Source organism: Aeromonas sp. 30P (assembly GCF_051919805.1).
GTDB classification, from domain to species: Bacteria; Pseudomonadota; Gammaproteobacteria; order Enterobacterales; family Aeromonadaceae; genus Aeromonas; species Aeromonas veronii.
Genome location: NZ_JBQBEA010000001.1, coordinates 1,759,823 through 1,773,289, shown reverse-complemented (window position 1 = coordinate 1,773,289; position 13,467 = coordinate 1,759,823). Strand labels below are relative to the sequence as shown.

The 13,467-nt window shown below is 59.2% G+C and carries 9 protein-coding genes, 1 other RNA gene and 2 pseudogenes; 6 read left to right on the top strand and 6 right to left on the bottom strand.

Annotated features, from left to right (window positions below; genetic code table 11):
* The first annotated feature begins 63 nt into the window (after positions 1-63).
* The 3 genes and pseudogenes from ACTG2B_RS08275 (at position 64) to ACTG2B_RS08265 (ending at position 3,984) form a co-directional block, all read left to right on the top strand.
* Positions 64-1,284: pseudogene (locus ACTG2B_RS08275) on the top strand (IS3 family transposase).
* Positions 1,285-1,502: 218 nt separating this feature from the next.
* Positions 1,503-2,027, top strand: a complete 525-nt coding sequence (locus tag ACTG2B_RS08270) for an acyloxyacyl hydrolase (protein WP_439995504.1) — start codon at positions 1,503-1,505, stop codon at positions 2,025-2,027.
* Positions 2,028-2,430: 403 nt separating this feature from the next.
* Complete coding sequence (locus ACTG2B_RS08265; RefSeq protein WP_167573050.1) at positions 2,431-3,984, top strand: PAS domain-containing methyl-accepting chemotaxis protein; 1,554 nt, start codon at positions 2,431-2,433, stop codon at positions 3,982-3,984.
* A 91-nt stretch (positions 3,985-4,075) separates the two neighbouring features.
* On the opposite strand, the gene gcvP is transcribed toward ACTG2B_RS08265, so the two are convergent.
* The 3 genes and pseudogenes from gcvP to gcvT form a co-directional block, all read right to left on the bottom strand.
* Positions 4,076-6,952, bottom strand: coding sequence for an aminomethyl-transferring glycine dehydrogenase (gene gcvP / locus ACTG2B_RS08260; RefSeq protein WP_439995503.1), 2,877 nt, complete (start codon positions 6,950-6,952; stop codon positions 4,076-4,078).
* Between the two features lie 298 nt (positions 6,953-7,250).
* A pseudogene (gene gcvH / locus ACTG2B_RS08255) lies at positions 7,251-7,639 on the bottom strand (glycine cleavage system protein GcvH).
* Positions 7,640-7,723: 84 nt separating this feature from the next.
* Positions 7,724-8,821 carry a glycine cleavage system aminomethyltransferase GcvT gene (gcvT, locus tag ACTG2B_RS08250; protein WP_150389339.1) on the bottom strand — a complete coding sequence of 366 codons (1,098 nt, stop codon included), beginning with the start codon at positions 8,819-8,821 and terminating at the stop codon, positions 7,724-7,726.
* On the opposite strand from gcvT, the gene ACTG2B_RS08245 reads away from it, so the two are divergent.
* Positions 8,798-9,025, top strand: a complete 228-nt coding sequence (locus ACTG2B_RS08245) for a hypothetical protein (RefSeq protein ID WP_041915404.1) — start codon at positions 8,798-8,800, stop codon at positions 9,023-9,025. The genes gcvT and ACTG2B_RS08245 overlap by 24 nt on opposite strands.
* Before the next feature lie 212 nt (positions 9,026-9,237).
* On the opposite strand, the gene ACTG2B_RS08240 is transcribed toward ACTG2B_RS08245, so the two are convergent.
* The 3 genes from ACTG2B_RS08240 to ACTG2B_RS08230 all read right to left on the bottom strand — a co-directional run bounded on the left by ACTG2B_RS08240 (position 9,238) and on the right by ACTG2B_RS08230 (position 12,599).
* Positions 9,238-10,506 carry an FAD-dependent 2-octaprenylphenol hydroxylase gene (locus tag ACTG2B_RS08240; protein ID WP_058056651.1) on the bottom strand — a complete coding sequence of 423 codons (1,269 nt, stop codon included), beginning with the start codon at positions 10,504-10,506 and terminating at the stop codon, positions 9,238-9,240.
* A 122-nt stretch (positions 10,507-10,628) separates the two neighbouring features.
* Entirely contained in the window at positions 10,629-11,852 is a 1,224-nt protein-coding gene (ubiH, locus tag ACTG2B_RS08235; protein WP_439995502.1) for a 2-octaprenyl-6-methoxyphenyl hydroxylase, read from the bottom strand.
* Positions 11,853-12,029: 177 nt separating this feature from the next.
* Positions 12,030-12,599 (bottom strand): UPF0149 family protein, encoded by a 570-nt coding sequence (locus ACTG2B_RS08230; protein ID WP_005333908.1) that lies wholly within the window; start codon positions 12,597-12,599, stop codon positions 12,030-12,032.
* Between the two features lie 173 nt (positions 12,600-12,772).
* On the opposite strand from ACTG2B_RS08230, the gene zapA reads away from it, so the two are divergent.
* Both zapA and ssrS read left to right on the top strand, forming a co-directional pair.
* Entirely contained in the window at positions 12,773-13,105 is a 333-nt protein-coding gene (gene zapA / locus ACTG2B_RS08225; RefSeq protein ID WP_005333910.1) for a cell division protein ZapA, read from the top strand.
* A 16-nt stretch (positions 13,106-13,121) separates the two neighbouring features.
* Positions 13,122-13,303: non-coding RNA, 6S RNA (ssrS, locus tag ACTG2B_RS08220), on the top strand.
* Positions 13,304-13,467 lie beyond the last annotated feature (164 nt).

The following is a 13,467-nucleotide window of genomic DNA, read 5'->3' as shown; positions in this document are numbered from 1 at the left end:
TGAAGGGCTTTTTCATCTCCCCTGTCCCGTCCTGAATATGGTTTACAATAAATGGAGAACCCGATGGGACAAGGTGTGAAACGGACACAGCGCGATTACTCGCTGACTTTTAAATTGGCACTTGTCGAGCAGATTGAAAAAGGCGAGCTCACCTACAAACAGGCTCAGATGCGTTATGGCATTCAGGGCCGCTCCACCGTTCTGGTATGGTTGCGTAAACATGGTCGGCAAGATTGGAGCCAGGGGGCTTCTGTACGTGCCGGCAGGAGCATCACCATGCCTGACCCCGACAACAAGACGCCCGAACAGCGTATCAAGGAACTCGAGCAGCAGCTGGCGCTGATGAGTCAGAAGGCCCAGTTCTTTGAGGCCGTCGTCGATGTACTGAAGAATGACTACGGCGTTTCCATCGTAAAAAAGCGACCCGGCAAGTCCTCTCGCAGCGGCAAGTCGAGAGGCTGACCATTGTCAGGGCTTGCCTGTTTCTGGGGATAAGCCGGCAGGCTTACTATCAAGCGCAATCGGGTCGCCAACGAACGCCATGCACAGGGATTGCAGGTGGTGCGCTTCGTGCGTCAGGTTCGACTGCGACAACCTCGGGTGGGCACCCGCAAGCTGCATTATCTGCTGCAGGGTCAGGATGATGGCGGGCTCAAGGTCGGGCGGGACAGGCTGTTTCGGATATTGGCCGGGCACCGCCTGCTGGTGCCACCCAGACGGGCGTATCACACGACCACCCACAGTTTTCACCGTTTCTACCGTCATCCCAACTTGCTCAAGGCGGGGCCAGAGCAGGTCACGCCGGTGGCCCCGGAGCAGGTCTGGGTCGCAGATATCACCTATCTGCCAGCCAGGAGCGGGCCGCTGTACCTGAGCCTGGTGACGGATGCGTACTCACGCAAGATAGTGGGCCATCACGTGCACGAAGGGATGCACGCCGAATCGGTGGCGATGGCGTTCAAGAAAGCACTGAAGCAACGGTGTGGCAGCGGTGAACTCATCCATCACTCGGACCGCGGCGTGCAGTATTGCTCTGGGCTGTATCAGTCATTACATGAACGGTACGGGGTGAAATGCTCGATGACGGATGGGTATGACTGTTACCAGAATGCGTTGGCGGAGCGGGTGAATGGGATTTTGAAAGGAGAGTTGTTGTTGCAAAGCCCGCAGGATTTGACGCAAGCGCGGGAAATGGTGCGTGAAGCGGTGGATATTTACAACGAGGAGCGGCCGCATCATGCGTTGAAATACAGAACCCCCGATGCGGTACATAGGGGGTTCTGAGTGGAGCAAAGCTAGCCGAAAATGTGTAAACCTATTTCAGGACTAGACACCCGCGGTCACGCACGCCAAATCACATCAGGCCATGCAGATAGTTGATTTTTCATAAATATTTAATTTTTTACCGAGTGACCATGCATTGACAGGAAGCGCGTCGATTGACTATGCCTGAAGGGTGATCAACAGGATCACCACGATGACAACAAGGATCGGGAGGGGGCATGGACGCTAACACTCTATCAAGGATCGGCCTGCTGACAGCACTGCTCGCCAGTCCGTCTGCAATGGCGAATGACAATATCGTGTTACTGCAGCTTGGCAAGGCCTTCAGCAATGAAAAGCTCGACATCAACATCGCCGACGCCAAGTTCCACCACATGTTCTGGCGCTGGGGAGACTCAGGCTGCCAATTTGGGCTGGGGGTACGTGGCGGTATGCTCAAGGTAGAAGATGAAGAGACCGCCAGACTGGGGGGCGGCGCCCGTATCGAATGCCAATGGGGTGACTGGGTGACCTGGCTCCCCGGCGAAATGGTCTGGCTCGATCAGTACCAATTTGGCACTCGCGGCCACGGCTACAAGGATTACGGCGGTCCCTTCCAGTTCGCTCTGGGGATCGGCCTCGGCTACGCCATCACCAAGAATTGGCTGATCGGTTATCAGTATGAGCACATGTCCAACGCCCATATGTATGACAAGAATCCGGGGCTGGACAGCCATACCCTCCATATCGAGTACCGTTTTTAGCAACCTCTCCCACATTCTGCGCCGTCGAATCCTTGGCATGGCGATCCTGATGGGCTACCTGACACAACTATTGTTTTAAGTCGCCCATCTTTAAACAGGCAAAATGCCAAAGCAGCCGAGTGTGAAACCATCCGGCACCTCATAGACAAACGCCGATCGGATGATCGGCGTTTGTTTATTCCGTACGGCAGTCAATTTGAGACAGCCAAAGGATGAGGGGTTTGCTGCTCTCCGGGCCATGTGACTTGGCCTGCCTCCCCTCACCGAACTGTGCTGTAAAAATGTGAGACCCATCCCGTCCCCACGCAGTAGCACAAGAGTTAATATGCAACAACACAATAAATGAACATCCTCTGCCATACTCAAACGAAGTATTCCGTTACGCCGAAACCGGAGCCTGATCATGGTAACCAGCTCGCTTCACACCACAGATACCGAGGTTGAATTTGCCGACGATATCCAGTTGGTATCGACGACCGACCTCAAAGGGGACATCACCTACGCCAATCCGGCGTTTTGTCAGGTGGCAGGCTATCGCCTGGAAGAGATGTTGGGGCAGCATCACAATCTGGTGCGCCACCCCGACATGCCCAAGGCAGCGTTTGCCGATCTCTGGGCCCACCTGCAGGCAGGCAAACCATGGCGAGGCATGGTAAAAAACCGCTGCAAAGATGGTCGTTATTATTGGGTTGATGCCTATGTCACCCCGATTTATGAAGATGGCAAGATGGTGGGTTACCAATCCGTCCGCTGCCGTCCCGCCGCAGAGCACAAAGCGCGTGCCAGCAAGATGTACAAAACCCTTAAAGCCCGTGAAACCGGCTCTGCCATTCACATGGGCCTGCGTCAACTCACACCGGCCATGATGACCATACCTCTGCTGCTCGTCAGCGTGATCAGCGCGCTCTGGCTGCTCTCACCGCTGCAGGCGCTCTGGGTCATCATTCCTCTCTTGGCAGCCATCTGGTTCAATCGCCACCCTCTCTTCCTCACACCGCGATTCTTGCAGCAGCTCGAACAGGATTACGACAGCATCAGCCGCCTTATCTTCTCGGGGGATGCCCCCCACAGCATTGCCGATTTCCATATCAAGCTCGGGCAAGCGAAGATCCGTACCGTACTCGGCCGGGTGGATGACACCACTGCTTCGCTCAATGCCATGGCCAATGACCTGCGCGGCTCCGCCTCTCTGGCCAGCCAGGATATCTCTTCGCAAGACACGCAGATCCAGCAGATTGCCACCGCTGTCACCCAGATGGCTTCGGCCGCCGAGGAGATCAACCGCAATATTCAAGACAGCAACAGCCAGATTGAAGAGGCCCGCAGCCACTGCATCACCACCAGCACCCAGCTTTCGGAAGCAGGAGAAGAGATGTCGGCGCTGGCCACCCAGGCGGAGCAAGCCTTTCAGTCAGCCGTTGAGCTGGCGAGCGAGTCCGAGCGGATCGGCACCATCATGAGCGAAATTCGCGGCATTGCAGATCAAACCAACCTGCTGGCACTCAATGCCTCCATCGAAGCAGCACGGGCAGGCGATCAGGGGCGTGGCTTTGCAGTGGTGGCGGACGAGGTTCGCAGTCTGTCGACCAGAACCCATAAGGCGACAGAGCAGATCCAGAACAGCATTGGCCATATCCAGCAAACCCTGGGGGGATGGAAAGAGATGATGCATCTCAATGTGACCAGAACCAACGCCTGCCTCGCCACCACCCGGACAAGTACCGGCAACCTGAATCAGGTTGTGGTCGAGATAGACAAGGTCTCTGATTTTTCCAACCAGATCACCGCCGCGGCCACCGAGCAACAAGCGGTCATCGAGGAGATCAGTCGCAATATCAACCAGATATCCTCGCTCTCTCACGATAACAGCCTCAAAATCGATCAGGTGAGTGAAACCAGTGCCAACTTGCAGAGCAAAGCGAGCCAGCTCAAGGACTTAAGCCGGACATTCGGATAGCAGCATGCAGATAAAGTCCATGTAAACGAAGGGCCACCCGTCTGGGTGGCCCTGTTGTTTATAAGGCTTAACTGTAGCTCCTAAACGCCACTTACTTGGCGTAATCCTCAGTCGGGATACAGGAGCAGAACAGGTTGCGATCGCCGTAGACGTCGTCGATGCGGTTAACAGACGGCCACAGCTTGGCGGCGCGCACGGCGTCCGACGGGAAGACCGCCTCGGCGCGGCTGTAGCCACGATTCCACTCTGCATCCATCACGTCGTCTTGGGTGTGCGGCGCATGGACCAGCGGGTTGTCGGCGAGGCTCCACTGCCCCTCCTGCACCTTGGCAATCTCGGCGCGGATGGACGTCATCGCCTCGACGAAGCGATCCAGCTCGCGCTTGGATTCCGACTCGGTCGGCTCGACCATCAGGGTGCCCGCTACCGGGAAGCTCATGGTCGGTGCGTGGAAGCCGTAGTCCATCAGCCGCTTGGCCACGTCCATCTCGCTGATGCCGGAGGCTTCTTTGAGCGGGCGGATATCCAGGATGCACTCGTGGGCCACCCGACCGTTGCGGCCGGAATAGAGCACCGGGAAGGATTCGCCCAGCTTCTTGGCCAGATAGTTGGCGTTGAGGATGGCCACCTGAGTGGATCTCTTCAGCCCCTCGTCACCCAGCATGGCGATATACATCCAGCTGATGGGCAGGATGCTGGCCGAGCCGAACGGTGCAGCCGACACGGCGCCATTGTCACGGCTCTCCTTGTCGGTCTTGACCACGGCGTGGCCAGCCACGAACGGTGCCAGATGCTTCTTCACGCCGATGGGGCCCATGCCCGGGCCGCCACCGCCGTGAGGAATGGCGAAGGTCTTGTGCAGGTTGAGGTGAGAGACGTCCGCGCCGATAAAGCCCGGTGCCGTCAACCCGACTTGCGCGTTCATATTGGCGCCGTCCAGATAGACCTGACCACCGTGCTGGTGAACGATGTCGCACACCTCCTTGATGGTCTCCTCGTACACCCCGTGGGTGGAGGGGTAGGTCACCATCAGACAGGAGAGCTGATCCCCCGCCTCGGCGGCCTTGGCACGCAGGTCATCGAGATCCACGTTGCCGGACTTGTCACAGGCGGTGACGATCACCTTGAGCCCCGCCATCTGGGCAGAGGCCGGGTTGGTACCGTGGGCAGAAGCTGGGATCAGGCAGATGTCGCGATGCCCCTCACCACGGGACTCGTGGTACTTCTTGATGGCCAAGAGACCTGCGTATTCACCTTGGGCACCTGAGTTGGGCTGCATGCAGACCGCATCGTAACCGGTCACTTTCACCAGCCAGTTTTCGAGGTCGGCCAGCAGCAGCTGATAGCCCTTGGCCTGCGCCAGCGGAGCAAACGGGTGCAACTTGCCAAACTCGGGCCAGGTCACCGGGATCATCTCGGCGGTGGCGTTGAGCTTCATGGTGCAGGAGCCGAGCGAAATCATGGCGTAGTTGAGCGCCAAATCTTTGGCTTCGAGACGGTGGATATAACGCAGCATCTCGGTTTCGGAGTGGTACTTGTTGAACACCTCGTGGGTCAGCACGGCATCGGTGCGCAGCAGATCCTGCGGAATGGCGTGATGAGCCTGAGCCGCCTTGTCGAGGGCCTCAATATCCAGTCCATGGCCTTGACCGAGGAAGAGATCAAACAGCTCGGCCACATCGCCACGGGTGGTGGTTTCAGAGAGGGACACCCCTACCGCACCGTCGAGATCCGCACGCAGGTTGATGCCATTGGCTTCAGCTTTGGCAATGAGTGCTGCTTTATCTGCCGTCAGCACGGTCAGGGTATCGAACCAGCTGGCATGCTTGAGGGCCACGCCCTTGGCCTTGAGGCCGAGCGCCAAAATGGTGGTGAGACGGTGCACGCGGGAGGCGATGGTTTTCAGCCCCACCGGGCCGTGGTAGACGGCGTAGAAGCTCGCCATGTTGGCCAGCAGCACCTGAGCGGTACAGATGTTGGAGTTGGCCTTCTCGCGGCGGATATGCTGCTCGCGGGTCTGCATCGCCATGCGCAGGGCACTCTTGCCACGGGCATCCTTGGAGACACCGATAATACGGCCCGGCATGGAGCGCTTGTAAGCATCGCGGGTGGCGAAGAAGGCGGCGTGGGGGCCACCGTAGCCCATGGGCACGCCAAAGCGCTGGGCGGAGCCCAACACCACGTCGGCACCCAGCTCGCCCGGGGATTTGAGCAGCAGCAGGGAGAGCAGATCGGCGCTGACACAGGCCAGCCCTTTCTGTGCCTGTACCGCGGCAATCAGGGCGCGCAGATCTTTCACCTCACCTGTGGTGGTGGGGTACTGGAACAGGGCACCAAACACCTCTTCGCTCACTGCGTCGCTCGCGGCGCCAACCGCCACGTCAAAACCGAAGTGAACCGCACGCTCCTTGACCACGTCGATCACCTGCGGGTGCACATCATCAGCCACGAAGAAGAGGTTGGATTTGGACTTGGCCATCCGCTTGGCCAACGCCATCGCCTCGGCAGCGGCAGTCGCTTCATCCAGCAGGGAGGCGCTTGCCAGATCCATGCCGGTGAGATCCAGCGTCAGCTGCTGGAAGTTGAGCAGGGCTTCGAGACGGCCCTGTGCCAGCTCGGGCTGATAGGGGGTGTAGGCGGTATACCAACCCGGATTTTCCAGCACATTGCGCAAAATGACGTGGGGCACATGGGTATCGTGATAACCCATGCCGATATAGCTCTTGGCAATCTTGTTCTGAGCGGCATAGCCCTTGAGCTTGGCCAGCGCCTCCACTTCAGTCATGCCGGCACCGATCCCCAGCGGACCCGGCAGGCGAATGGCGGCCGGCACGGTCTGTTCAATCAAATCGTCCAGGCTCTCGGCCCCGACGGTCGCCAGCAGCTGGCGCAGCTCTTCCTCGCCCGGGCCGATATGGCGGCGGACAAAATCGGTTTTTTGCTCAAGTTCAAACAGTGACTGGGTCATTTCCCTATTTCCTGATAAATAAGTCCTGGCATGACATCCTGATAACCAAGACCTGATGTTCCTGATCGTCGGCTGATACCGACTCCACTCATGTTCTGGGTCCCGCAGACAGGGTACGGCACCGGATGCTGCGGCAGCATCAAGAGGGGATCGCCTTGTTGCAAACCGACCTGTTTGCCCCTAGGCTCCCAGGCTGGCAAACGGCAAGCGCGGGCGACTTCACCCTTCCACCGGCCGGTGCTTGCCCGGCTGGCGGTCATACAAAGGGGCCCTGCTGTGTTGGCAGGGCCCGGGGGCATTACTCTTCGTCCACCACGTTCTGGTAGCCTTCGGCATCCAGCAGGTTGGCCAGCTCGCTCTCGTCATCGAGCTTGATGCGGAACAGCCAGCCAGCGCTGTAGGGGTCGGAGTTGACCAGCTCGGGGCCCCTTCCAGCTCTTCGTTGACGGCGATGATCTCACCGCTCACCGGGCTGTAGATATCGGAGGCCGCCTTGACCGACTCGGCCACGGCGCAGTCGTCACCGGCACTGACCTGCTTGCCCACTTCCGGCAGCTCGACAAACACCATGTCACCCAGCAGCTCTTGGGCGTGCTCGGTGATACCGACCACGGCCTCGCCGTTGGCTTCAACACGGATCCACTCGTGGGAAGTGGCATATTTCAGTTCGCTCGGGATATGGCTCATTTGTGCTTCCTTTGATCTTTGAGTCGCGTTTAAAAACGAATATGAAAAGGGATGGGGGAGGCACTCCCCTCCCCCAAGACGATGTTAAACCAGCTTCTGGCCGTTACGGACGAAAGCGGGCTTGGTGACCTTCACGGTGACCAGTTTCTTGCGGATCTCCACCTCGGCCAGTTCACCGATATCACGGGGCACACGCGCCAGGGCGACACTGTAGCCCAGGGTGGGGGAGAAAGAGCCGGAGGTGATCACACCTTCCCGCTTCTCACCGTTTGCCGCGGTGAAGGTAACCGGCATACCGGCCCGCAGCACCCCTTTCTCTTCCATCACCAGACCCACCAGCTTGGGCTGGTTGCCCGCCGCTTTCTGGGCTTCCAGCGCAGCGCGGCCAATAAAGTTGCGATCACTTGGCTCCCAGGCGATAGTCCAGGCCATGTTGGCGGCCAGCGGAGAGACTGACTCGTCCATATCCTGACCGTAGAGGTTCATCCCCGCTTCGAGGCGCAGGGTATCGCGGGCACCGAGACCACACGGGGCGACACCGTTATCCAACAGTGCCTGCCACAGCTCGCAGGCTTTCTCTTGCGGCACCACGATTTCATAACCATCCTCGCCGGTGTAACCGGTGGTGGCGATAAAGAGATCGCCAGCCTGCACGCCGAAGAAGGGTTTCATCCCCACCACAGCAGTACGCTGGGCTGCGCTCAGCACAGCAGCAGCCTTGACCTTGGCGTTGGGGCCCTGCACCGCAATCATCGCAAGCTCGGGACGCTCGGTCACTGTGATATCGAAATCGATGGCGTGATGGCGGATCCAAGCCAGATCCTTCTCGCGGGTAGCGGAATTGACCACCAGCCGGTAGAAGGTATCGGTCAGGTAATAGGTGATGAGGTCATCGATCACGCCGCCTTCCGGATTGAGCATGCCGCTGTAGAGGGCCTTGCCGGGGGCAGTGAGTTTGGCCACGTCGTTGGCCAGCAGGTGTTGCAGAAAGGCTTTGACCCGTTCGCCGGTCAAATCGACGATGGTCATGTGGGAGACATCGAACATACCGGCATCGCTGCGCACCGCGTGGTGCTCTTCCAGCTGGGAGCCGTAGTTGATGGGCATTTCCCAACCGTGGAAGTCCACCATCTTGGCGCCGGCTTCCAGGTGTTTGGGATGCAGTACAGTAGTCTGGATCATCGCATTCTTTCCTTAGCAAAAAGCCTTTTCGCTTTGGCGACCACCCTTGCGACCCGCGCCACCGCTCTGACTGCACTGCGTGCAACAAAAAGCGACCGGATCCAAAAGTGCGTGCTCGCTCCTGCCCTTGCCAGGCAAGAGGGATTCCTTGAACGGAGCGGATTATATGACAAGCAGGCGAGCGTGCCGCTCAAAAAAAACTAATCCCCTCCCGTAAAACTGACTCCAGACACTAAGATAAATGCAGTGATAAAAACAGCCATAAGCCGACTCAGGCGAGATTAAATTTTGATTTTTACCGTTTCGTCACAATTTGCAGAAAAACGTTTCGCTCCAGAGCAAAATTAAAGGCTGACACCCAAAACGGGTCGTCAGCCTTGTCGGATTACTTTTGTTGTCAAAAACGGCGAGTAATATTAGTTTTTTTCACCCTTGGCCTGCATGGCACTGCCCTTGGTCGCCGCAACGACCCAGTCAGGACGGGCCAATGCGGGCAACTCTCCCTCCAGCCCCATGGCGGCGCGGATCACCCCCTCCTTGAACGGAGTCAGCAGATTGGCCGCGCGCAATCCCACGCCCCGCACCAGCTTCTTGAGCGGGTTGGCCCCGCTGAACAGCCGCTTGAGCCCTTCCATCGCCGCCAGCATGCGAGCCGCCTCGCTCTTGCGCCAGCGCTCGTAGCTGCGCAGGTTGGCGAGCAGGCCGATATCCTCGCCCGCGGCATGATTTTGCAAGATCTGCTCCGCCAGCGCGGCAGCATCCAGCAGGCCAAGGTTGACCCCCTGCCCCGCCAAAGGGTGGATGGTGTGGGCGGCATCCCCCACCAGCACCAGCCGCTCGCGGGCAAAGTCGCGAGCATAGCGGGCGGTAAGAGGAATCGCGCTGCGCGGCCCCTCCACCTTGCACAGACCGAGCCGGGCATCGAAGGCGGCGGTAAGCTGGCGATTGAACTGCTCGTCATCGCAGGCGCAGAGCGCCTCGGCGCGGGCCGCAGGCAGCGACCAGACGATGGAGCAGAGGTTCTCTTGCCACAGCGGCAAAAAGGCGAGCGGGCCATCCGGGGTGAAGATCTGGCGAGCAACAGCTTCATGGGGTTCGGCGCAGCGCACCGTCGCCACCAGCGCGTGGTGACCGTAATCCCAGCTGGTGAGCGGGATATCAGCCTGACGGCGCACCCAGGAGTGGGCGCCATCGGCAGCCACCACCAGTTTGGCCGAGATGGCCTGACCATCTTCAAGGAGCAGCAGGGCGCCCGCCGGGCCGCTCTGCAGGCTCTTGGCTCTGGCGGGGGTCAGCAACTGGATATTGCTGGCACCTTCAATCGCCTCAAGCAGCGCCAGCTGGATCACCCGATTCTCGACGATGTGGCCGAGGTTGGCTTGACGCAGACTGGCGGCATCGAAGTCGATATGGCCGAAACTGTCCTGCTCCCACACCGCCATCTTGTCATAGGCCTGCAGGCGGCGCGCTTCAATGCCGTCCCAGGCGCCGACATGGCGCAGGATCTGCTGGCTGGCCAGACTCAGGGCGCTGACCCGGTTATCGGCCACCTCCCCCAGCTGCGGGTCGGGCAGTTGTCCCTCCACCACCAGCACCTTGAGGGCGCTATGTTTCAAGGCCGCAGCGAGCCCCAGCCCCACCATGCCGCCACCTACAATCACCACATCCACATTTTGCATCTGCATCATCTCATCCTTTCAGGGCTGACCGGCTGGCCAGCGAGGGGACGCCCGCAGGCATCGCCTCTTTATTCAATAGGTTTTGATCAACGAATGGCGGTCAACAGGTTCCACTCAACAAGTGCTGGCTAGTTGCCGCACACATCAGCGACAAAGCCCAAGGTGCGCGAGGCAAGCGGCGCCTTGAGGCACGGGAATCGCCCCATCAGGGTGAGCGCCAGATTGCGCCCCGCCACCAGCGGATCGTGACCATTGGAGAAGAGCTGGGCCAGCGAAGAGGTGAGCCAGACGGTCTGCTTCTGATCGCGCTGACGCTGCTGCCAGTAGCCACTCAGTACCTTGAAACTGCCGATATCCTCCCCCTCTGCCAACGCCTTGGCTACGGCGCCGGTAAGCAGGTCGAGATCCCGCATCCCGAGGTTGAAGCCCTGCCCGGCGATAGGGTGCAGGGCATGAGCAGCATTGCCCACAAGCACGGTACGCTGGGCCAGCGGGTAGTCGCAGGCGGTCAGAATGAGCGGATAGACGTTACGCACGCCACATCGCTCGAAGCGACCGAGCCGCCAGCCAAAGGCCTGCTGCAGACGGGCGAGAAACGCCGCCTCATCGAGGGCCATCAGCTCATCCACCTCATGCTGCCCGACGCTCCACACCAGCGAGGAGAGCCCATCCTGCATCGGCAGCAGGGCCAGCGGCCCCCCTTCGGTAAAACGCTCGAAGGCGCGTCCCTCAGGGTCTTGCGCCGTTTTGACCGTGGCGATGATGGCGTGCTGCTCAAAGTCGTGGCGGGTCACCGGCAACTTGAAGTACTGACGCACAAAGGAGTTGCCGCCGTCTGCCGCCACCAGCAGGCGGGTCTCAATCTGTTCACCGCTCTCGAGGGTGAGGGTCACCTTCTCCTCATCGGGCGCAATCTCGCTCACCCGAGCCGGACAGCAGACCCGGATATTGGGAGAGGCCGCCATCGCCCGTTGCAGCTCATGACCGGCAGCTGCAAGCTCGATCACCTGGCCCAGCGCGGGCAGACCGTATTCGGCAGCCGACAGGCGAGCCTGACCGAAGTGGCCCCTATCCGAGACATGGATCTGGGTAATGGGGGAGCAATGGGGGGCAAACAGCGGCCAGAGTCCGCGTCGCAACAGCGCATCACAGGTACCGGCCGAGAGCGCAATGGCGCGGGCGTCGAACCCTGAATGGGTGTGCTGTTCGGGGACGCTTGCCTCCAGCAGCAGGATCTCGAGGGGGGAGCCATCGGATCGGAGCAGGGCCGCCAGCGAGAGGGCCAGCACGGCACCGCTCATTCCACCGCCGACCAGGGTGACATCGACCTGTCGCACATCAGATTGAGACATAAGCTGAGAGGAAGAAGTGAAAAAGGTGGCCTCATGCTATCACAAAGCCGCTGGCCGAATGCGAGGTCACCGGCAAAAAACCGGTTGCGCCTCACAGGGTTAGCCACCACAAGGAAATAAAAAAGAGCGCCATCAGGCGCTCTTGCAGATTCAGTAAGGGTCGCGTTGACCCGCACCTCAATGAAGGGTCGGCGGCGCACTCGGGGTATCGGGGCGCTTGCCAAACTCTTCGAAGGCCATCATGACACCCAGTTTGACGTGTTCGTAGAGCACCAGGAAAGAGGCTTCGTTCTCGTCATCTTCCTGATCGAACTCGGCGGAGACCTGAGTGATGCTGGCGATATCCTGGATCATCTCCTGCAGCTCTTCCGATGCGCGGGAGAGCTCCTGCTGCACCACGCCGAAACCGGCCAGAAATGCCTGTGACCAGTCCACCAGCGAATCGATGCGCTCGTCGAGGGGAGCATCATCACTTGGCAGCAGCAGCTCGACGCCCTTCTGGGCCATCAGGCTCTCGACCACATTGTGATAAAGATCGGTCATCACCTGGCGCACCGGGGCCGGCAGGCCGAAACCGTCGTTCACCAGATCGTTGAAATGGGGCAGCCAACTCTTGTCGTCCAGTGCCACACCGCCGCACACCAGACCGCAGATCACACCATGGGCCTCTACTGCGCTGGCCATCAGCTCATGTTGTTCCATGATGTCGGCCACTGCCGCATATTTAAGGGGGTTCGTTTTGCTCATCGAGGATCCGCTCAAAGTTCAGTCAAATTTGCAGAATTAATGGTCAGGATCCTAGCATTCTCCCTCTTGCAGAGCCAGCAAGGCCTTGAAACTTATGCATCTGCGCTATATAGTCCCGCCCAGTTGTCCACGTGGATAAAGGCGGAAATCAGCTCCGCCGTATTGAGGAAGGCATGAGCACAGAGGCCGTAGAAATCGTCATTTTGGGACGTCCCTACAAGGTATCCTGTCCCTTGGGACAGCAGGATGCCCTGCGCCAGGCCGCCGAGCAGCTGACCGACAAGTTGATCGACCTGCGTCAACGCTCCAAAGTCTCCAGCAACGAACAATTGGCTATCATGGCTGCGCTCAATTTCTGTCATGAGCTCTGCCTTGAAAAAGAGAAGAACCACCAATACTCTGAGACCATGGACAAGCGGATCAAGATGCTGCAGCGCACCATCGAAGCGGCCCTGATCGAGCACGGACAATATGGTGATTCCAGCGAAGAGGGGCAACAGCCCTAATCGCAAACCGTTTTAAAATTCCCTGGGATGTTTGTCAGCCGGTTCAAGTCCCCGAGCCGATATTCATACCAAACAGGGGATCTGCCTTCTGGCTATTGCGCATGCTCGGCACGACCGAGAAGCCTGCGGTCAGATCCGATCCCCGCCTTGAACCGACGGTTCAAGGGCCCAAACCGGCAACGGCATCTCGGGGTACCAACAGCAAAAGCCCGTCACCAGCGTGACGGGCTTTTTCTTTGCCTGATGATCAACGAACTGTCCCGTCCTGAATATGGTTTACACCTTTCCCCCCCAATAAATGGAGAACCCGATGGGACAAGGTGTGAAACGGACACAGCCATAACGACAAAGCCCGCCAAAAG

Bases quoted from the DNA above. Each gene is read 5' to 3' on its own strand.
- ACTG2B_RS08270 (WP_439995504.1), top strand. From the start codon at position 1,503: ATGGACGCTAACACTCTATCAAGGATCGGCCTGCTGACAGCACTGCTC.
- ACTG2B_RS08265 (WP_167573050.1), top strand. From the start codon at position 2,431: ATGGTAACCAGCTCGCTTCACACCACAGATACCGAGGTTGAATTTGCC.
- gcvP (WP_439995503.1), bottom strand. From the start codon at position 6,952: ATGACCCAGTCACTGTTTGAACTTGAGCAAAAAACCGATTTTGTCCGC.
- ACTG2B_RS08245 (WP_041915404.1), top strand. From the start codon at position 8,798: ATGCAGTACAGTAGTCTGGATCATCGCATTCTTTCCTTAGCAAAAAGC.
- gcvT (WP_150389339.1), bottom strand. From the start codon at position 8,821: ATGATCCAGACTACTGTACTGCATCCCAAACACCTGGAAGCCGGCGCC.
- ACTG2B_RS08240 (WP_058056651.1), bottom strand. From the start codon at position 10,506: ATGCAGATGCAAAATGTGGATGTGGTGATTGTAGGTGGCGGCATGGTG.
- ubiH (WP_439995502.1), bottom strand. From the start codon at position 11,852: ATGTCTCAATCTGATGTGCGACAGGTCGATGTCACCCTGGTCGGCGGT.
- ACTG2B_RS08230 (WP_005333908.1), bottom strand. From the start codon at position 12,599: ATGAGCAAAACGAACCCCCTTAAATATGCGGCAGTGGCCGACATCATG.
- zapA (WP_005333910.1), top strand. From the start codon at position 12,773: ATGAGCACAGAGGCCGTAGAAATCGTCATTTTGGGACGTCCCTACAAG.